Source organism: Streptomyces sp. NPDC002577, from assembly GCF_053594815.1.
Map to the genome: position 1 here is coordinate 251,138 of NZ_JBSFWK010000005.1, position 19,068 is coordinate 270,205.

Genomic DNA, 19,068 nt, shown 5'->3' on the forward strand with positions numbered 1-19,068 from the left:
CTCTGACCTGCAAAGATGCGTGCTACTTGGTGGCTTCCGAGACCTTGACCGTGATCGTCGAGCCGCTCGAGGGCTCCTTCACGATCGCGATCTTGGTGTTGGTGTCAGTGATCTTGACACCGCCCGTCGGGTTGGTCTCGTCGTAGTACGTGTTCAGCCGGTCGTTGAAGATCCGCTCGCCCGGCTGCGACCTGACCACCGTGGCGACGTCCGCCCGGTGCAGCGTGAAGCCGTCCGTCCGGTACTCGGTGAACGGCGCGTCGTACGTCTGGATGCGGTTGCGCATCAGCGTGCCGTCCGACCACTTCAGCGCCGTCGGGTGGGCGTCGACCGGCAGCACCAGGCCGGTGCCCGGGTGCTCGCTGGTGTTGTTGTCCTTCTCGGAGAAGTCCCACTTCCAGATCAGCAGGCCGTTCTGGTACGGGAAGTGCTCCACCCAGTCGGGGCGCGTGGTCGAGAAGCCGAAGTTGTACGGGCCGACCTTCAGGGTCTTGTCGTACGACACGTACTGGCGGTTCTCCGCGATGTAGTACTGCGCGTAGTCCTTGGTGAAGGACGCCCCGACGCGCGAGAAGCCGTTCGCCGTCCAGGCGGCGTCCGCGCTCTCCGCGTCATCGGAGAAGACCGCCGAGCCGTCCGCGGTGACCGTGATCGAGTCGGCCGCGAAGCCCTTCTTGGCCAGGCCGCCGTCGGTCGCGTAGCGGAAGCGGAGGTCGATCTTCTGGCCCGCGTAGGCGTCCAGCGGGTAGACGAGCTTCTGGTACGAGTCGACCGTGCCGTCGAGGGCGGGCTTGTCGCTGCCGTCGCGGCTGATCGGCTGGCCGTTCGCCGTGCCGTCGATCGCCGTCCAGTTCGCGCCGCCGTCGGTGGAGACCTCGGTGTAGAGGTAGTCGTAGCCCGCCTCGATGTCCCACCAGCCGTCGAGGCTGAGGGTGGCGGAGGACTTGCCGGTGAGGTCCACGGACCGGCTGAGGGTGTTCTTCAGGTCGTCGCCGCTGCCGCTCCACCACTGGGTGGCGCCCTGGGCCGGGGTCACGATCTCGGTGGTGACCGCCTTCTGGGGCAGCTCGACCACCAGGGCCTGGGCTTTGTCGGTGTTGTACTCGGCCACGCCCAGCGTGTGCGTGGAGCGGGTCGCGGCCTTGGCCGTCTCGTAGTTCAGCCAGCCCAGCTGCAGCTTGTCCCAGGCGTTCATGTCGCCGGGCAGGTCGCCGATGGCCTCCTCGCCGCGGCCCAGCCAGGAGCCGGAGGACATCAGGGTCCAGAAGCCGGTGGAGTTCTCGCCGCCGTTGGTGTCGTACTCGTCCGGCAGGCCGAGGTCGTGGCCGTACTCGTGGGCGAAGACGCCGAGCCCGCCGTTCTCCGGCTGGATGGTGTAGTCGCCGACCCAGATGCCGGTGTCGCCGATCTGGGCGCCGCCCAGCTTGTTGCCGTCCGGGCCCGTGGCCCCGGCGTCGGTGCCGTACGCGTACCAGCGGTGCGCCCAGATGGCGTCCTCGCCCTGGACGCCGCCGCCCGCGGACTCGTCCTCGCCCGCGTGCACGATCTGGAAGTGGTCGATGTACCCGTCGGGCTCGTTGAAGTCGCCGTCACCGTCGTGGTCGTAGCGGTCCCACTGGTCGAACTTCGCGAGGTCGGCCTTGATGTCCGCGTCGGACTTGCCTGCGGCCTCCTGCTGCGCGACCCAGGCCGTGACGCCGTCCTTGACGACGTTCCAGACGCTCGAGCAGGTGCTGTTGCCGCAGTAGTTGGAGCCGTAACGGGCCTCGTTGTAGGGCACCTTGACCCAGTCGGTGACCTCGCCGTCGACCGAGTAGCGGCCCGAGGACTGCTTCTCGTAGTACTTCTTCATCGACTCGACGCCGTCGCCGGTGCCGAAGTAGAGGTCCTGGAAATGCTGCTGGTTGTAGTCCGCCTGCCAGGCCGTGCTGTTGTCCTGGGTGCGGTCCGGCTCGGCGATCTCGTTGTGCGCCGGGCCCGCCGTACCGCCGTACCTGCTGTCGATCTGGTCACCGAAATCGACCAGGATCGTGAAGATCTGGTCGGTCTTCTCCCGGCCGAGCTCGACGTACTTGTCGTCGTCGAGCTTCACCACCTGCGAGCCGTCGCGGTCCTTCACCTCGGCGTCGCCGGATATCACCTGCTTCAGGGCCTCCTGGCGCTGCGCCGCCTGGCGGTCCGACAGCGGGCCCTTGAGGTCGTGGTCCACCTGAGCCTTGGCCGCGGCCGGGTCGTGGCGGTCGATGGCCGCCGCTCCCGAGCCCGGCCCGTTCTCGGCCTGCGCTGTGGCGCCGGCTGAGAACGCCGCGGTGGCCGTGGCCAGCGCCACGGCCACCGCAGTGGCTCTGAACGTCCGTCGTCTGCTGGTCACCTGACTGTCCGTCCTTTCCCCCGCGTAGGTCCGGCTGGGCGCGGCGACGTCACGCTCTCGGTACATGGAGGGGCCACGCGGCGCGGATATACGCGCGTCAACAGTGCCGTTATTGGACCGGAGTTACGAGAGAAAAAACAGATCTTGACTTGAGCACGCCAACTGCACTATGCATCATGGCGAGTTCGGTAACCGGACTACCGGCGTGGGGACGACCTGCCCCCCAACGGGCGCGGCGGACTTAACGGGCGCGTCGGACCGTCCACTTGATGGACTCGATGACTCCGTGCGCCCCCTGTGCACCGGCGTCGTGGGTAAGGTCACGCTTACCGGCGTTCCACTCGGGCATGCAGCCGATTAGAGTCATTCGACGGCGCGTTACAGACAAGTCGACATGGTTACGCACCCTCGTTGATTTCCGCATCCTCCCCCATGACGCGAGGGCACGGGGGAACCCATCCCGAGGACGGAATACGTCATGCCTCGTCCGACCGCCGCACAGCTCGCCTACGGTTCCGCAACCGTCGTCCTCTGCACCCTGGCCATGCTGCTGTTGTCACAGACGAGTTCGGGCGTGGGGGTGGCGGTCATCGCCGTCGTCTCACTCGGACTGGGCCTTCTGGTCGCCCTGACCATGCCGCAGTCGAAGGCGGTCGCTTCCGCAGTGGAGGCCGAAGCGGCGCCGGTGCCGACGGCAGCGCCCGCGTCCGCGGGGCGCGTGCCCGTGCGCCACGTCGCCGCGCACGCGAGCGCCGAGCGGGTACACCAGCCCTGAGCCCGCCGCCGGCTCGGGTCGCCCCGGCCGCGGGCCTCAGGTCGGCCGGGTGCGGGTGCCGGTGAAGCTCAAGGAGTACTGACCACCACCGTCTTGGCCGCCTTGTCGTGCAGACCCTGCTTGTACGGCTTGTCGAAGAAGCTCCAGCCGCCGCAGATCGCCGTCCAGATGCAGTAGCAGCAGAAGGCGAACGGCAGCCACAGCACGGCCGCCCGGACGAGCGAGGTCTGGACACTGGGCGTCGAGCCGTCGCTGAGGTTCGCCACGCGCATCTTCATCCACTGCTTGCCCAGGGTCTGACCCGTCCTGGCGGTCATGAACGTGTCGTACGCGATGTAGAGCACGGCCACCAGCACCGCCCGGCCGTACAACGGCCCGGCGTCGACCTCGGTCTCGCTCACGTACGCCTGGCTCAGCCCGAACGCCCAGGACAGCAGCGCCACCACGATGCCGACGATGATCATGTCGATGATGCGGGCCAGTGTGCGCCTGGCGCTGTCGGCCAGCGGAGGCATGCCCGCCAGCGGATCCTCCGCGCCGTAGGGACCGCCTCCGTAGGGACCGCCGCCTCCGTAGGGCGGCGGGGGCTCCTGCCCGCCACCGTACGGGGAGCCGCCGCCGGGCGGCGGAGCGCCGTACGGGCCGCCTCCCTGGGGCGTGTCGTACGGAGAGCCGCCCTGCGGAGTGTCGTACGGGGAACCGCCCTGCGGGGTCTCGGCCCCCGAAGGCGGCTGCTTCTTCCTGAACGGGTCCTCTTCCGGCGGCTCGCCGGAGCCGGAGGACGGCGGTTGGGTGCTCATGGGCCGAGTCGAACCCGAACCCATCGGGTCCGCAACGGGCGGGCCGCCGTACGGAGTACCCGGACGCCGAACCGCCCGTCCGCGGGTCCCGGCCCGCCCGACAGGGCCTAACCGGCCACGAACGTACGCGCCGCCTTGTCGTGCCAGCACTGGCGCCACGGCCGGTCGAACACACACCACAGGACACCCACGACACCGACCACCAGCACGCCCGGCACGCTGTACACCAGCCAGCGGCGCAGCGCGGCGCCGAACGAGGGCGGCTGGTGCCCCTCGATGTCCCGCACATCGAGCCCGCACAGCTTCTTGCCGAGCGTGCGGCCCCACTTGGCGGTCGGCAGCGTCTCGTAGACGACGCCGAAGAGCAGAAGGACGCCCAGGACGATGCCGAGGTAGCCCGCGGTGGTGCCGTCGAGCAGCCAGACCGTGACCGTCTCGCCCGAGAGCTTCGCGGCGTCGATCTTGGCGTCGACGTGGTCGATGGCCTTGGTGGCGAGCGGCACGGCGACCGCGGCGGTCACGCCGGCGAGGACGACGGTGTCGATCAGTCGTGCCGCGAGCCGCTTTCCGAGACCCGCGGGGCGAGCCGCCGCCTGGGCCTGGGCCGCGGCGAGGAACGGGTCGAGGACCGGCGGCTTCCACGGCGCGACCGGCTGCTCGCCCCCGCCCGCGGTGGCCGTCGGGGCGGACTCGGGCTGCGCCAGCTGATGTACCTGCTGCGCCCAGGACGGCTGTCCGCCGCCGGGTCCTGAGGTCATCGGGGACGGTGCGGGCGTGCCCGGCTGACGGGGCACCGCGGGCGTTCCGGGCGCGACGCCCGGCTGCGGCTCGGAGTACTGCGTGGCCGGGCCGGAGGCCTGCTGGGAGGCGGGCTGACGGGGAGCGGCCGGGGCCGCCGGGGCGGCGGCCTGGGCCGCGCCCTGCCCTGCCGGTCCGTTGAACGTCCGGATGGCCATGGTGCCGTCGGTGCCCGCGGCGGCTGCCGCGTTCGGGCCGGAGGCCGCACCGGGTGCGCCGTCGGCGGGCGCGGGGATGCTCCCGTCGCCAGGACCGGCCGGGTGCCCCGCGGCGGTGGGGCGGCGGAACCTCACGGTGCCGTCGGCCGGAGGCTCGGTGGCGCCGCCCGCCGCGGCCGGGCCCGAGCCCGCCGCCGGACCGGGCTGCATGGCGCGCATCCGCACCGTGCCGGGGTTCCCTCCCGCGCCGTCCAGGGACTCATCGGTGTGCCGCGGCGGCTGCGCATCGGCCGGCTGCGGCTGCTGGGAGCCCCAGGAGACGCGGCGATCCTGGTCGCCGCCGAAGCCGGTCTGCCGGGACACGTCGGCGCCCCACGCCGAGGCGGGCTCCGGCTTGGTGCCGTGCTGTGTGTCTCCGGACATCGCCCTGGGGGCGGCCGGATCCTCGTCGAAGAAGACCGGGCCGGTCTCCTCCACCGCCCGGGGCACCGCGGCCCGGGACACGCCCGGGGGCGGGGCCAGGGGCTCGCCGTCGCTGGGCGCCGGACGGCTCGTACCGGGCACCCAGGCAGCACCGTTCCAGTACCGGACGTAGCCGGGAATGGACGGGTCCGGGTAGTAGCCTTCGCGGGGCCTGTCGTCGCCGGGGGCCGGGGTTGGGGCGCTCATGTCCGTCGTCCCGTATCTGCTCGGGGGCTGGAGTTGGGGTCCACATCTATCAGACCGGCGCACGCCCCCGGGCGGGTCCCGCGGGAAGCACCCCTTTTCGGGCACTCTCTCGCCACACCGGCAGGGCGTCGGAGGACACTTGCCCGCACTCGGGGCGTCAGAAGAGCTTGCCCGGGTTGAGGATGCCCAGCGGGTCGAACGTCTGCTTGATCGCGCGCTGCATCTCGACTCCCACAGGTCCGATCTCGCGCGCCAGCCACTCCTTCTTCAGGATCCCGACACCGTGTTCACCAGTGATGGTGCCGCCCAGTTCCAGGCCGAGGGCCATGATCTCGTCGAAGGACTCGCGGGCGCGCCGGGACTCGTCGGGGTCGGCGGAGTCGAAGCAGACCGTGGGATGGGTGTTGCCGTCGCCGGCGTGGGCGCAGACCCCGATGGTCAGCCCGTACTTGTCGGCGATGCGCTCGACCCCTTCGAGCATCTCGCCGAGCCGGGAGCGCGGCACGCAGACGTCGTCGATCATCGTCGTGCCCTTGACGGCCTCCAGGGCGGTGAGCGACAACCGGCGGGCCTGGAGGAGCAGTTCGGACTCGGCGTGGTCCTCGGCCGGTACGACCTGGGTGGCGCCCGCGGCCTCGCACAGCGCCCCGAGGGCCGTCAGGTCGGCGGCCGGGTCGGGGGTGTCGAAGGCGGCGAGCAGCAGGGCCTCGGTGGTGGCGGGCAGACCCATGTTCGCCAAGGCGTTGACGGCCTGGATGGTCGTACGGTCCATCAGTTCGAGCAGGGACGGGACATGGCCGCCCGCCATGATCTTGCAGACCGCGTCGCAGGCGGCGGCCGCGGAGGCGAACTCGGCGGCGAGCACCAGCTGCTGGGGCGGCTTCGGCCGCAGGCCGAGGACGGCCCGCACGACGATGCCGAGACTGCCCTCGGAGCCGACGAACAGCCGGGTCAGGTCGTATCCGGCCACTCCCTTGGCGGTGCGGCGGCCGGTGTGCAGGAGGCGGCCGTCGGCGAGGACGACGTCGAGCCCGAGGACGTACTCGGCGGTCACCCCGTACTTCACGCAGCACAGGCCGCCCGACGCGGTGCCGATGTTGCCGCCGATGGTGCACATCTCCCAGCTGGAGGGGTCCGGCGGGTAGTACAGGCCGTGTTCGCCGACGGCGCGGGAGAGCGCGGCGTTGACGACGCCCGGCTCGACGACCGCTATCCGGTCGACCGGGCTGATCTCCAGGATGCGGTCCATCTTGACCAGGGACAGCACGATGCAGCCGTCGGTGGCGTTGGCGCCGCCGGACAGGCCGGTGCGGGCGCCCTGGGGCACGACGGGGACGCGCAGCTCGGTCGCGGTGCGCATGACGTGCTGCACCTCTTCGACGGTGCGCGGCAGCACCACCACGGCGGGCTCGCCCGCCGCGCAGAAGCTGGCCATGTCGTGGGAGTAGGAGGCCGTGATGTCGGGGTCGGTGAGGATCGCCTCGGCCGGCAGACCTGCGCTGAGGTGTTCGACGAGAGTACGGCTCATGATCACAGCGTGACACTCGCAGCCATCGGTGTGAACCCGTCGGCGAGGCCGTTCGTGTGGCGGCGATGCGATGTTCCTATTGGCGCACAGTTGCGTCATGGAGATCGAAAAGGCACAGCAGGGTCCGCCGTCCGAGGCCGGGCGGCAGCAGGTTCCGGCCGCGCCCGAGGCGGAGCCCGGGGCCGCTCCAGGGACCTCGGCGCAGCTGTCGCGGGGCCGGGGCCGGCACCTCTCCCGTGCCGTGAAACGCGCGCTGGCCGTCGCGGTCGTCGGCGGCGTGGTGACCGGCGGTGTGCTGGTACTGCACCCGTGGCTGCCAGGAGAGCGGTACGAGGCTCCGCAGCCCGCACCCGGACCCGGGCCCCTCGCGCGGGCGGCCACCGCCCTGGGCGTGGGGATGCCCGCCTCCACGGCCGATCTGACCGCCCTCATCGACGACCGCGTGGCGCATCTGCGCACGCACCCCCGCGATCAGGAGTCCTGGGCTGTGCTCGGCGCCGCGTACGTCGAGCAGGGGCGGCAGACCGCCGACGCCGCCTACTTCCCGAAGGCCGACAAGGCGCTGCGTACGTCGCTGAAGGCGAAACCGGAGGACAACGTCCAGGCGCTCGCCGGGCTGGCGGCGCTGGCCGACGCCCGCCATGACTTCGGTGCGGCGAAGCGGTGGGGCGAGCAGGCGGTCGAGCTGGCGCCCAAGCGGTGGACGACGTATCCCGCGCTGATCGAGGCGTACGGGCAGCTCGGCGACCAGCAGGCCGCGGCCAAGGCGCTGGACACCATGCGCGGCCTCGGCACCTCCGGGCCGTCCAGGGCAGCGGTGCTGCTCAGTGCGGGGCAGGTCTACTGGGACCGCGGGTGGCGCGAGGACGCGGCCGCGTCGCTGTCGGACGCGACCGTGCTCGCCGGGTCGCCGGCGCAGGAGGCCGTGAGCCTGTACCGGTCGGGCGAGCTGGTGTGGGAGCGGGGTGATCCGGCCCAGGCGCTGCGGTACTTCGAGGCCGCGCTGCGCGCCGACTCCGGCAACCACGCGGCTCTCGCCGGTGAGGGGCGGGCGCTGGCGGCACTGGGCCGGACAGCGGAGGCGATGCAGGCCTACAAGGCCGCGATCGCGCAGCAGCCCGCGCCCGAATACCTCCTGGAGCTGGGCGAGTTGTACGAGTCCCTGAACGACGACGCGGGGGCCCTGGCCCAGTACGACGAGCTGCGCGACCGGGTGCGGCGCGACAGCGCGGGCGGCGTCAACGACGAACCGGTCTTCGGGCTCTTCGAGGCCGACCACGGGGACGACCCGGCCGATGCCGTCCGGCGGCTGCGGGCGGAGTGGGGACGGCACGAGAGCGCCGAGGTCGCGGACGCGTTGGGGTGGGCGCTGCACAAGGCCGGGGACGACGAGGAGGCCTTGAAGTACGCGCTCAAGGCGATGGACCAGGGGCAGATCAGTGCGGTGTTCGCCTACCACCAGGGGGAGATCGAGCGGGCTCTGGGGCGGTACGGGGCCGCGCGGCGGCATCTGCAGCAGGCGTTGCGGATCAATCCCTACTTCTCGCCCTTGCTGGTGCCTCGAGCCAAGGCGGTGCTGCAGGAGTTGGGGGAGCCGCCGCTTACGGCTCCCCCGAAGTGAACGGTGCTGTGCGTCGTGGGCACAGCGGTTTCAGTTACAGGTTGCCCCTTCGTGCCTGTTCCCTTTCGATCGCCTCGAACAGGGCCTTGAAGTTGCCCTTGCCGAAGCCCATCGAGCCGTGGCGTTCGATGAGTTCGAAGAACACCGTCGGGCGGTCCTGGACCGGCTTGGTGAAGATCTGCAGGAGGTAGCCGTCCTCGTCGCGGTCGGCGAGGATCTTCAGTTCGCGGAGGGTCTCCAGGGGCACGCGGGTGTCGCCGACCCACTCGCCGAGGGTGTCGTAGTACGAGTCGGGGGTGTCCAGGAACCGGACGCCCGCGGCCCGCATCGTGCGTACCGTCTCGACGATGTCGTTCGTGGCGAGCGCGATGTGCTGGACGCCGGGGCCGCCGTAGAACTCCAGGTACTCGTCGATCTGCGACTTCTTCTTGCCGACGGCCGGTTCGTTGATCGGGAACTTGACCTTGAGGGTGCCGTCGGCGACGACCTTCGACATCAGCGCCGAGTACTCGGTGGCGATGTCGTCGCCCACGAACTCCTTCATGTTCGTGAAGCCCATGACCTGGTTGTAGAAGGCCACCCAGTCGTTCATCCGGCCGAGTTCGACGTTGCCCACGCAGTGGTCGACGGCCTGGAAGGTGCGGCGGGCCGGGGGCTCGACGAGCGGGTCGGCGGCGACGAAGCCCGGCAGGTACGGGCCGTCGTAGCCGGATCGGTCGACGAGGGTGTGGCGGGTGCTGCCGTAGGTGGCGATGGCGGCGAGCACGACCGTGCCGTACTCGTCCTTCAGCTCGTACGGCTCGGCGAGCGAGCGGGCGCCGTGCTGAATCGCGTACGCGAAGGCGGCGCGCGCGTCCGGGACCTCGATGGCGAGGTCGACCACGCCGTCGCCGTGCTCGGCGACATGCGCGGCGAGGAAGCGGCCCCAGTCCGTGGACGCCTTGACGACCGAGGTGAGGACGAAGCGAGCGGAGCCGTTCTCCAGGACGTAGCTCGCCGTTTCGCGGCTGCCGTTCTCCGGTCCTGAGTACGCCACGAGCTTCATGCCGAAGGCCGTGGAGTAGTAGTGGGCCGCCTGCTTGGCGTTGCCGACGGCGAAGACGACCGCGTCCATGCCCTTCACCGGGAAGGGGTCGGCGTCGCGTGCGGTGGCCGGAATGGAGTGCAGAGGTGCGGAAGTGGCTGCCATGGCAGCAGACTCCTCCCGCCCCACAAGGTGCGCAACAGTTCGCAGTTCTGCTGGTCAATCTGCTCAGCAAGGCGCCACGATGGCCGGGCGTTCTGTACAGGATGACCATCATCGGAGGCCGGCATGGCGATCGATCATCTGGACGGCAGGCTCATCGTGCTGCTCGCGCGGGAACCCCGGATCGGGGTCCTTGAGGCCTCGCGGCGGCTGGGGGTCGCGCGCGGCACCGTACAGGCCCGTTTGGACCGTCTTCAGGCGAATGGAGTCATCCGCGGATTCGGCCCGGCGGTGGACCCGGCGGCGCTCGGCTACCCGGTCACGGCGTTCGCCACCCTGCAGATCCGGCAGGGGCAAGGAGCCGAGGTCAGGGCGCATCTGGCGACCGTCCCGGAGGTGCTGGAGCTGCATACGACGACGGGCACCGGGGACATGCTGTGCCGGCTGGTGGCCCGGTCGAACGCGGACCTCCAACGTGTGATCGACCGGGTTGTGGGTTTTGATGGCATCGTCCGGGCTTCCACGGCGATCGTCATGGAAAATCCCGTTCCGCTGCGGATCATCCCGCTTGTGGAGCAGGCGTCGGGAGACTCCTGACGCGGGCACCGGACGGTGCCAGGGCAGGGTGAGATCAGTGAACTTCTGGGACTTCGTGCGCAGCACCCACCAGCAGCTGCTCGCGGACGCGTACCAGCACGCCTCCGCGGTCTTCCAGTGCATGGTCGTCGCGACCGTCCTCGGGGTGCTGATCGGCGTCGCCACGTACCGCAGCGAATGGGCAGGCAATGTCGCCACGCTCACGACGTCCACGATTCTCACCATCCCGTCCCTCGCCATGATCGGTCTGCTGATCCCGGTGGTGGGCCTGGGTGTCGCGCCGACGGTGATCGCGCTGACGCTGTACGGGCTGCTGCCGGTGGTGCGCAACGCGATCGTCGGGCTGCGGGGCGTCGACCCGACGCTCGTCGACGCCGCGAAGGGCATCGGGATGTCGCGGGCGGCCCGGCTGCTGCGGATCGAGCTGCCGCTGGCCTGGCCGCCGATCCTGACCGGCATCCGGGTCTCCACGCAGATGCTCATGGGCATCGCCGCCATCGCCGCGTACGCCTCGGGGCCCGGTCTCGGCAACGAGATCTTCCGCGGCATCGCGTCCCTGGGCAGCGCGAACGCGCTCAACCAGGTGCTCGCGGGCACGCTCGGGATCATCGTCCTCGCGTTGCTGTTCGACGCCGCGTACGTACTCATCGGACGGCTGACCATCCCGAGGGGGATCCGTGCCTGAGACTTCCAGTACCGTCACGGACCCCGGGGCGGCCGATGAACCGGTCCGGCCGGGCGGGGCCTCCGAGCACGGCAAGGCGGGCGCCACCATCGAGCTGGAGAACCTGACCAAGCACTACCCCGGCAGCGCAGCCCCGGCCGTGGACAGCGTCAACATGGAGATCAAGGCCGGCGAGATCGTCATCTTCGTCGGCCCGTCGGGCTGCGGGAAGTCCACGACGCTCAAGATGATCAACCGGCTGATCGAGCCGACGGGCGGCCGGATCCGGATCGCCGGCGAGGACGTCACCGACATGGACCCGGTGAAGCTGCGCCGCAAGATCGGTTACGCGATCCAGTCCTCCGGCCTCTTCCCGCACATGACGGTCGCCCAGAACATCGCGCTCGTACCGAAGATGGTCGGCTGGCCGAAGTCGAAGATCGACGCCCGGGTCGCGGAGATGCTGGACCTCGTCGGGCTCGACCCCGGCGAGTTCCACGGCCGCTATCCGCGCCAGCTCTCCGGCGGCCAGCAGCAACGCGTGGGCGTGGCACGGGCGTTGGCGGCCGATCCGCCCGTACTGCTGATGGACGAGCCGTTCGGCGCCGTCGACCCGATCACCCGCGACCACCTCCAGGACGAGCTGATCCGGCTCCAGCGCGAGCTGCACAAGACGATCGTGTTCGTCACCCACGACTTCGACGAGGCCATCAAGCTCGGCGACCGCATCGCGGTGCTGCGGGAGCGCTCGCGCATCGCGCAGTTCGACACGCCGGAGGCGATCCTGACCAACCCGGCGGACGACTTCGTGTCCGGTTTCGTGGGCGCGGGCGCGGCGCTCAAGCGGCTCAACCTGACGCGCGTACGGGATGTGGAGATCACCGACTATCCGACGGTGAAGATCGACGACCCGCTGCAGGACGTCTTCGACAAGCTCCGTTCGGGCACTACGAACGAGATCCTCCTGCTCGACCGGCGCGGCCGCCCGTACAAGTGGCTGCGCCGCGGCGACCTGATGCGCGCGAAGGGGTCGCTGGCCCGGGCGGGCACGCTCGTCGCCGACACGGTGACGCGGGACGCGACGCTGCGGGACGCGCTGGAGGCCGTCCTCACCGACAACACCGGCCGCGTCGCCGTCACCGGGCGGCGCGGCGAGTACACCGGCGTCGTCGACATGGAGACGCTCATGAACTCCGTCCACGAACTCCTCGAGGCCGACCGGCTCGACGCCATCGAGCACCAGCACCAGCTGGAAGAGGTCCGCGCCCAGCAGACGCTGGCGGACCAGGAGGGCGACGGCGGAGGGACGAGGGCGTGAAGCGCGTTCCCGGCGACCGCGGCACGAAGCCTCCCAGGGAGCGCGGCCCGAGGCCCCCGAAGGACCGCGACACGACGCTCCCCAAGGACGAGGCGCCCGGCACGGGGCTGCCCGACGGTGAGCTCGAGGTCGAACACCTCCTGGAGCGGGAGGAGCGTGCCGCCGAGGAGCAGACGCTGGGCGCGGCGGCGGTACGGGCCCGCGAGCCGGCCCGGGTGAGCTGGCAGAAGCTGATCTATCTGCCCGCGGTGGTCGCGGCCGTGCTCCTCGCCACCTGGATCTGGTTCGCCACCGCGCACCTGGACCCGATCTCCAGGAACGCGCTGGCCGAGGGCGTGGTGTGGCTGCGCCTGCGCCAGCACGTGGCGCTGACCGCGATCTCCACCTTCTTCGTACTGATCATCGCCATCCCGCTGGGCATCCTGCTGACCCGCGGAAGGATGCGCAAAGCGGCCCCCTTCGCCATCGCGCTGGCCAACATCGGCCAGGCGACCCCCGCGATCGGCCTGCTCGCCCTGCTGGTGATCTGGCTGGGCATCGGCCAGAAGGCGGCGCTGATCGGCATCATCATCTACGCCGTGCTGCCGGTGCTGTCCAACACCATCGCGGGCCTGAAGGCCAACGATCCGACGCTCATCGAGGCGGCACGCGGCATCGGCATGTCGCCGCTCGGCGTGCTGCGGAGAATCGAACTGCCGCTCGCCGTCCCGCTGATCCTCGCGGGCGTACGCACGGCTCTGGTGCTGAACGTCGGCACGGCGACGCTCGCCACGTTCGGCGGGGGCGGCGGGCTCGGCGACCTGATCACCACCGGCATCACCAACCAGCGGATGCCGGTGCTGATCCTCGGCTCGGTCCTGACGGTCGCGCTGGCGCTGCTCGTCGACTGGCTGGCGTCACTGGCCGAACTGGTGCTGCGGCCGCGGGGTCTGGAGGTACGACGGTGATGCGGCGACGCGTACGCGCAGGGGGGCGCCGGAGGATGCGTGGGGTGGCCGCCGTCCTGGTGGCCGGTGCGCTGCTCGCGGGGTGCGGCCTGTCGAGCGGCTCTCCGATGGCGGACGACGTCGTGCCCGGCTCGATCGGGCAGGGCGAGCCGCTCAAGGGCGCCGATCTCACCGTGACCTCGAAGGAGTTCACGGAGCAGCTGATCCTCGGCGCCATCATGGGCATCGCCTTCCAGGCGGCGGGCGCGCACGTGCTCGACCGCACCGGCATCCAGGGCTCGATCGGCGCCCGCGAGGCCGTCAAGAACGGCGACGCGGACGGGATGTACGAGTACACGGGCACCGCCTGGATCACGTACCAGGGCAACTCCGAGCCGATCCCCGACCCCCAGAAGCAGTGGGAGGCCGTGCGGGACGCCGACGTGAAGAACGGACTGACCTGGCTGCCGCCCGCCGAGCTCAACAACACCTATGCGCTGGCGACGAACCAGGCCAACCTGAAGAAGTACGGCACAAAGACGCTCTCGGACGTGGCGGCGCTGTCGAAGAAGGACCCGAAGGCCGTCACGCTGTGCGTGGAGAGCGAGTTCGCCTCCCGCCAGGACGGGCTCGTCGGCATGGAGAAGGCATACGGCATGGAGATCCCCTCGTCCAACGTCACCAAGATGGACACCGGGATCATCTACACCCAGGTCGCCAAGGGGACGTGCACCTTCGGCGAGGTCTTCACCACCGACGGCCGCATCAAGGCGATGCACCTGGCGGTGATGGAGGACGACAAGCACTTCTTCCCGAACTACAACGCGGCGCCGTCGATCAACACCAAGACCCTGGAGAAGTACCCGGCCATCGCCGGACTCCTCGACCCGATCACGAAGAAGCTCAACAACACGGTGGCGCAGGAGCTCAACGCGAAAGTGGACGTCGAGGGCCAGGACCCGCATCTGGTGGCGCTGGAGTGGATGGAGCAGCAGGGGTTCGTCAAACAGGGATGAGCGCCGCCGGGGCGCGCCGTCCCTCGCTCGGGGCCGGGCCTCAGCAGCTCGGGACCGAGCCGCCCTTCTCCAGGGTGCGCAGGGACTCGACCGTGCTCTTCAAGGTCGTCACCGGGACGAGCCGCAGCCCCTTCGGCAGTTCGGACTTCGCGTCCGCGCACTCCGCTTTGGGCACCAGGAAGACCGTGGCGCCGTCGCGCTTGGCGGCCTGCGTCTTGAGGGCGACGCCGCCGACCGCGCCGACCGCGCCCTGCGCGTCGATCGTGCCGGTGCCCGCGATGGTGCGGCCGCCGGTGAGATCGCCTCCGGCGCCGTCGCCGTCGAGCTTGTCGATGATGCCGAGCGTGAAGAGCAGCCCCGCGCTGGGGCCGCCGACGTCGGCGAGCTCCAGCTTCACATGGACGTCGTCCGGGTCCTTGCCGAGGTAGGACAGGGCAGCGTCGGTCGCCGCGTTCTGCGACTTCCGCATCTCCTCGGCGTTGTGCTGCTCGATCTCCTTGGTGCTCTCCCCGCTCGGATAGACCGCGTCGCGCGGCATCACGGCCTGGTCCGTGCGGAACCAGCCGTCGAGCACGTTGCCGAGCCTCACGTCCGCGTCCGGGGCGGTCGCCGCGATGGTCGTCATGCGCAGCTGCCCGGTGGTGTCGCGCGTGGGCGCACCCGTGATGGTGATCACCGGCTTGCCCTTGTTCTCGCCGAGCACGTCGGCCGTCATCCCGGGCTGCGCCACGGCGAACGGCAGCGGCGCGAGGACCGCGGTCGCGAGCAGGGCCACCACGGGAGCGGCACAGACGGCGACGGCCTTGGAACGTGAGAGACGAGAGAGCACGAGGCAAATCTAACGCGGGTGCCGGGTCGGCTCAGCGCCCCGTCCCGTACAGCTCCCGCCGCCCCGTGGTGAAGCGACGCAACGCGTCCGGCAACGGCTCGATGCCGATGCCGGGCGTACGCGGCACCGGCAGATGCCCGTCCTCCAGGACGAACGGCTCGGTGATGTCCTCCGCGAAGTACCGGCTGGAGGCGGACGTATCCCCCGGCAGCGTGAACCCCGGCAGCGCGGCGAGCGCCAGATTGGGCGCCCGCCCGATACCGGTCTCCAGCATGCCGCCGCACCACACCGGCACCCCGTGCGCGGCCGCGACGTCATGGATGCGCCGGGCCTCGAGATACCCCCCGACCCTGGCGGGCTTGACGTTCACGACCCGGCAGGCGTCCATCGCGATCGCGGACGCGGTGTCGCGGGCGGAGTGCAGCGACTCGTCCAGGCACACGGGCGTCGCGATCCGCCGCTGCAGCTGCGCATGCGCATGGAGGTTGTTCTCCTCCAGCGGCTCCTCGATGAGCAGCAGTCCGAACTCGTCGAGCCTCCGCAGCTGTTCGGCGTCCGCGAGGGTGTACGCCGTGTTGGCGTCGACCTGCAGCGGAAGATCGTCGCCGAAGCGTTCGCGCACCGCCCGCACCGGCTCCAGGTCCCAGCCGGGCTCGATCTTCAGCTTGATCCGTACGTAGCCCTCGGCGAGATAGCGCTCCACGTCGTCGAGCAGCTCCGGCACCGAGTTCTTGATGCCGACCGAGACGCCCGCGGGCACCCGGTCGTGGACGGAGCCGAGGAAGGTCGCCAGCGGCATGCCGTGGGCCCGCAGCTCGGCGTCCAGGACCGCGGTCTCGACGGCGGCCTTCGCCAGCTCGTGGCCCTTGATCTTGGCCATGGCGGGGGCGAGCGCGGCGGCCGTGAGCTCGGGGAGTGCGGCGACCCGCGGCAGCAGGAAGTCACGGATCACGATCTCGGCGCCCGCCACGAACTCCGAGCAGTACAGCGGCTCGGGGTCGGCCGCGAACTCGGACCAGCCCTCGGCCTCGTCCGTGACGACATGCAGCAGGAACGTGTCCTTGCTGGTCATCGTCCCGAAGGAGGTGCGGAAGGGGGTGACGAGCGGGATCGCCACATGGAGCAGTTCGACGCGTTCGAGCTTCATGTCTGCGGTGCCTCCCTGGTGGTGCGGGTGAGTGTGTACCAGCCGTCGCGGGACATCCCCGTCGCCGTGAAGCCCTCGGCGAAGGCGGCCGTGAAGACCTCGCGCACGGCGTGCCGCCAGCGCAGCGCCAGTGCGGGGTCGGTGGCGCGCAGGGCCACGATGTCGTGCGGGACGCGGCACCGGATCCGGCTGCCGTCGGGGGCGCGGGTGGCGAGCGGGGCGCCGTCCGGGGCGCGAGAGGTCACCTCGGCGGCCATGTCGTCCGCGTCGTCACCGGCCTGGATACGGCCGGGCGCCACCAGGTCCCACGTCACCGTGAGCCGGTCGCTCTCGTCGCCCTCGTTCACGCCGTCGGCCATGGGCCCGTAGAAGTCGACGAGGTACTCGGTGCCGGTGCCGCCCAGCTTGGCCAGGTTGAAGCGGGCGTTACGGCCCACGAGCGGGTCGAACGTCCAGCGCATGGTGCGGGCACCGCGCTCCAGCGCCCACACCCGCTGGGCCTGCTTCACCGCGTGGCCGACACCGCGGTCGGATGCGGCGGCCGCGGCCACGAACGAGTACACGTCCCGCGCGTCGGGCGGCCCGAAGACGGCCACCGCCGCCCCGGTCAGCCGCTCCCCGTCGTACGCGGCGTGCACGGCCCCCCCGGCGTGGACCAGGCTGTGCAGCACCTCGGCCGGGTAGGGCGGGGTGCTGCGCGGCGTCTTCCAGACGTCGCAGAAGAAGTCGGCGACGGCGGCGATGCCGGCCACGTCGTCGACGGTGCGCACCGTGACCCCGGCCGCGTGCGCCGCGGCGGCCGCGAGGTCGCGTACCGCGGGCAGGACCGTCTCGGGGGACGTGCCGGCTTCCGCCGGTTTCACGGAAGCAGCGGGGGTCGGCGTCGCTCGTGTCATGACTCCGAGTGTCGAACGTCCTGGCCGCCATCGTGTTGTCCGCCGGAACAAGACATACGTATGGTCCTGATGCGATCGGCCAAACAGTCAGCCGACATATCCGGCGAAGAGGAAGGCGGCAGCTGCCATGGACGTCTACACGCTCGGCGATCTCCTGGACACGCTCGGCGGGTCCACCGTGCGGCTGCTCACCGCGCCCGCGGGCGGGATGACCGTGCCCGTCACCGAGGTCCTGCTGTACGACGCCCACACACCGCTGCCCGGCCGCGCCCCGGGTGCCCTGCTGCTGGCCGTCGGGGTGCGCGCGCCCGCGGCCGGGCCGCTGATGGGCGCGGCCGCCGACGCGGGCATGACCGGAGTCGTCGTACGCGGTGACGACGGCCCGGTCGCTCAGGCGCAGGCCCATGGCGTGGCGCTGCTGTCCGTGGCCGACGACATGGCCTGGCACCAGGTCCATCTGCTGCTCGCCGCCGCCGTCGGCGCCGCCCGCCCTCCGGCCGCCGGCAGCGGGGCCCCGCTGGGCGATCTCTTCGCGCTCGCCGACGCGGTGGCCGCGGCCGCGGGCGGCGCCACCGCCATCGAGGACCCGCGTCAGCGCATCCTCGCCTACTCGACGGTGACCGGGCAGGCCGTCGACGAGGACCGCCGCCAGGGCATCCTCGGCCTGCAGGTACCGGACAGCCCGGAGAACACCGAGCAGTACCGCACCCTCTTCGCCGCGGACGGGCCCGTCCGCCTGCCCGCGCTGGACGCCGGCAGCCTGCCCCGGCTCGCCGTCGCCGTACGTGCGGGCGGCGAGACACTCGGCTCGCTGTGGGTCGTCGACGAGGGCACGCTCGCCCCCGACGCCGAGGAGACCCTCGCCCAGGGCGCGTCCACGGCGGCTCTGCTTCTGCTGCGCGCACGGGCCGCCCAGGAACTCGCCCGCCACCAGCACGGCGAGCTGCTGCGCCGCCTGCTCGACGGCACCGCCGACCCCGCCACCGCCACCCACCGGCTGGGCTTCGGCGCGGAGTCGGACAACCCGGTACGGGTCGCCGCGTTCGTCCTGGACGGCACGGTCTCACCGCCCGACGGCGAGCAGACGGCGCTGCGGCTGCTGGATCTCGTACGCCTCCAGTGCCAGGCCCGCTACGGGAGGCGGGCGTGTGTGCTCGTGGACGGTGTCGTGTACGCGCTGCTGCCGGCGGGCGGGGAACCGGGCGAAGGGCAGGGCGGGGAGCGGGTCGCGGGACGGGCCGGAGGGCGACACAAGCGGCTCGTCGAGGACATCGTGCGGCAGGCCGGGCAGGCCCTGCGGGTGCCGGTGCGGGCCGGACTCGGCGAGGTGGTGCCGGGCCTCGCGGAGGTCGCGGCGTCACGGGACGACGCGGACCTGGTCCTGCGGGTCCTCGGCCCGGACCTCCCCGTGGCCACCGTGGACGAGGTGCGCCCGCTCGTCACGCTGCTGCGGCTCGCCGACGTCATGGGCGAGCGGCGGGAGCTGGCCGCGGGCGCGTGGCGCCGCGTGACGTCGTACGACGTGGCCCACGGCACCGACTACGCGCGCACCCTGATCTGCTGGCTGGATGCCGGCTGCGACATGGCGGGCGCGGCCCGGCTGCTCGCAGTGCACCCCAACACCTGCCGCTACCGGCTCAGGCAGGCCCAGCAGCACGTGGGCATCGACCTGGACGACCCGGACGAACGCCTGGTGCTGTGGCTGCAGCTGCGGACGCTGGGCAGGCTCAGGGCCTCGGAGCGGTGAACCAGGAGCGGTGAACCCAGGA

General features: G+C 71.2%; 16 protein-coding genes. 8 read left to right on the forward strand and 8 right to left on the reverse strand.

The window, feature by feature from the left end; genetic code table 11:
- Positions 1–22 precede the first annotated feature (22 nt).
- Positions 23–2,371 (reverse strand): immune inhibitor A domain-containing protein, encoded by a 2,349-nt coding sequence (locus ACWD4J_RS10395; protein ID WP_451394908.1) that lies wholly within the window; start codon positions 2,369–2,371, stop codon positions 23–25.
- A gap of 478 nt (positions 2,372–2,849) precedes the next feature.
- On the opposite strand from ACWD4J_RS10395, the gene ACWD4J_RS10400 reads away from it, so the two are divergent.
- A complete protein-coding gene (locus ACWD4J_RS10400; protein WP_451394909.1) occupies positions 2,850–3,146 on the forward strand; it encodes a hypothetical protein in 297 nt (98 codons plus the stop codon).
- A 68-nt stretch (positions 3,147–3,214) separates the two neighbouring features.
- Here ACWD4J_RS10400 and ACWD4J_RS10405 read toward each other — a convergent pair whose 3' ends face one another.
- The 3 genes from ACWD4J_RS10405 to ACWD4J_RS10415 all read right to left on the reverse strand — a co-directional run bounded on the left by ACWD4J_RS10405 (position 3,215) and on the right by ACWD4J_RS10415 (position 7,099).
- Positions 3,215–3,946 (reverse strand): RDD family protein, encoded by a 732-nt coding sequence (locus ACWD4J_RS10405; protein ID WP_451394910.1) that lies wholly within the window; start codon positions 3,944–3,946, stop codon positions 3,215–3,217.
- Positions 3,947–4,053: 107 nt separating this feature from the next.
- A complete protein-coding gene (locus ACWD4J_RS10410; protein WP_451394911.1) occupies positions 4,054–5,571 on the reverse strand; it encodes an RDD family protein in 1,518 nt (505 codons plus the stop codon).
- A gap of 157 nt (positions 5,572–5,728) precedes the next feature.
- A complete protein-coding gene (locus ACWD4J_RS10415; RefSeq protein ID WP_451394912.1) occupies positions 5,729–7,099 on the reverse strand; it encodes an FAD-binding oxidoreductase in 1,371 nt (456 codons plus the stop codon).
- A 97-nt stretch (positions 7,100–7,196) separates the two neighbouring features.
- Between ACWD4J_RS10415 and ACWD4J_RS10420 the strand changes: the two genes are divergently transcribed.
- A complete protein-coding gene (locus ACWD4J_RS10420) occupies positions 7,197–8,720 on the forward strand; it encodes a tetratricopeptide repeat protein (protein ID WP_451394913.1) in 1,524 nt (507 codons plus the stop codon).
- A gap of 34 nt (positions 8,721–8,754) precedes the next feature.
- Here the strand turns inward: ACWD4J_RS10420 and hppD are convergent, their stop codons facing one another.
- The gene (gene hppD, locus ACWD4J_RS10425) at positions 8,755–9,909 is read right to left on the reverse strand and encodes a 4-hydroxyphenylpyruvate dioxygenase (protein WP_451394914.1); all 1,155 of its coding nucleotides are present in this window, start codon (positions 9,907–9,909) and stop codon (positions 8,755–8,757) included.
- A 123-nt stretch (positions 9,910–10,032) separates the two neighbouring features.
- On the opposite strand from hppD, the gene ACWD4J_RS10430 reads away from it, so the two are divergent.
- The 5 genes from ACWD4J_RS10430 to ACWD4J_RS10450 all read left to right on the forward strand — a co-directional run bounded on the left by ACWD4J_RS10430 (position 10,033) and on the right by ACWD4J_RS10450 (position 14,427).
- Positions 10,033–10,503 (forward strand): Lrp/AsnC family transcriptional regulator, encoded by a 471-nt coding sequence (locus ACWD4J_RS10430; protein ID WP_451394915.1) that lies wholly within the window; start codon positions 10,033–10,035, stop codon positions 10,501–10,503.
- A 37-nt stretch (positions 10,504–10,540) separates the two neighbouring features.
- Positions 10,541–11,188, forward strand: a complete 648-nt coding sequence (locus tag ACWD4J_RS10435) for an ABC transporter permease (protein ID WP_451394916.1) — start codon at positions 10,541–10,543, stop codon at positions 11,186–11,188.
- 88 nt (positions 11,189–11,276) lie between these two features.
- Positions 11,277–12,485 carry a betaine/proline/choline family ABC transporter ATP-binding protein gene (locus tag ACWD4J_RS10440; protein WP_451394984.1) on the forward strand — a complete coding sequence of 403 codons (1,209 nt, stop codon included), beginning with the start codon at positions 11,277–11,279 and terminating at the stop codon, positions 12,483–12,485.
- 176 nt (positions 12,486–12,661) lie between these two features.
- Positions 12,662–13,432, forward strand: a complete 771-nt coding sequence (locus ACWD4J_RS10445; RefSeq protein WP_451394985.1) for an ABC transporter permease — start codon at positions 12,662–12,664, stop codon at positions 13,430–13,432.
- 35 nt (positions 13,433–13,467) lie between these two features.
- Entirely contained in the window at positions 13,468–14,427 is a 960-nt protein-coding gene (locus ACWD4J_RS10450) for a glycine betaine ABC transporter substrate-binding protein (protein ID WP_451394917.1), read from the forward strand.
- A 40-nt stretch (positions 14,428–14,467) separates the two neighbouring features.
- Here ACWD4J_RS10450 and ACWD4J_RS10455 read toward each other — a convergent pair whose 3' ends face one another.
- The 3 genes from ACWD4J_RS10455 to ACWD4J_RS10465 are packed head-to-tail and all read right to left on the reverse strand — an operon-like array spanning position 14,468 to position 17,299.
- On the reverse strand, positions 14,468–15,256 hold the full coding sequence (locus tag ACWD4J_RS10455) for a S16 family serine protease (protein WP_451394918.1): 789 nt from the start codon (positions 15,254–15,256) through the stop codon (positions 14,468–14,470).
- A 31-nt stretch (positions 15,257–15,287) separates the two neighbouring features.
- Positions 15,288–16,403, reverse strand: a complete 1,116-nt coding sequence (gene menC, locus ACWD4J_RS10460) for an o-succinylbenzoate synthase (protein WP_451394919.1) — start codon at positions 16,401–16,403, stop codon at positions 15,288–15,290.
- Positions 16,400–17,299: a chorismate synthase gene (locus ACWD4J_RS10465; protein ID WP_451394920.1), complete on the reverse strand. Its 900-nt coding sequence runs from the start codon at positions 17,297–17,299 to the stop codon at positions 16,400–16,402. The genes menC and ACWD4J_RS10465 overlap by 4 nt, the downstream gene beginning before the upstream one ends.
- 127 nt (positions 17,300–17,426) lie before the next feature.
- On the opposite strand from ACWD4J_RS10465, the gene ACWD4J_RS10470 reads away from it, so the two are divergent.
- Positions 17,427–19,046, forward strand: a complete 1,620-nt coding sequence (locus ACWD4J_RS10470) for a PucR family transcriptional regulator (RefSeq protein WP_451394921.1) — start codon at positions 17,427–17,429, stop codon at positions 19,044–19,046.
- Positions 19,047–19,068: the final 22 nt, after the last annotated feature.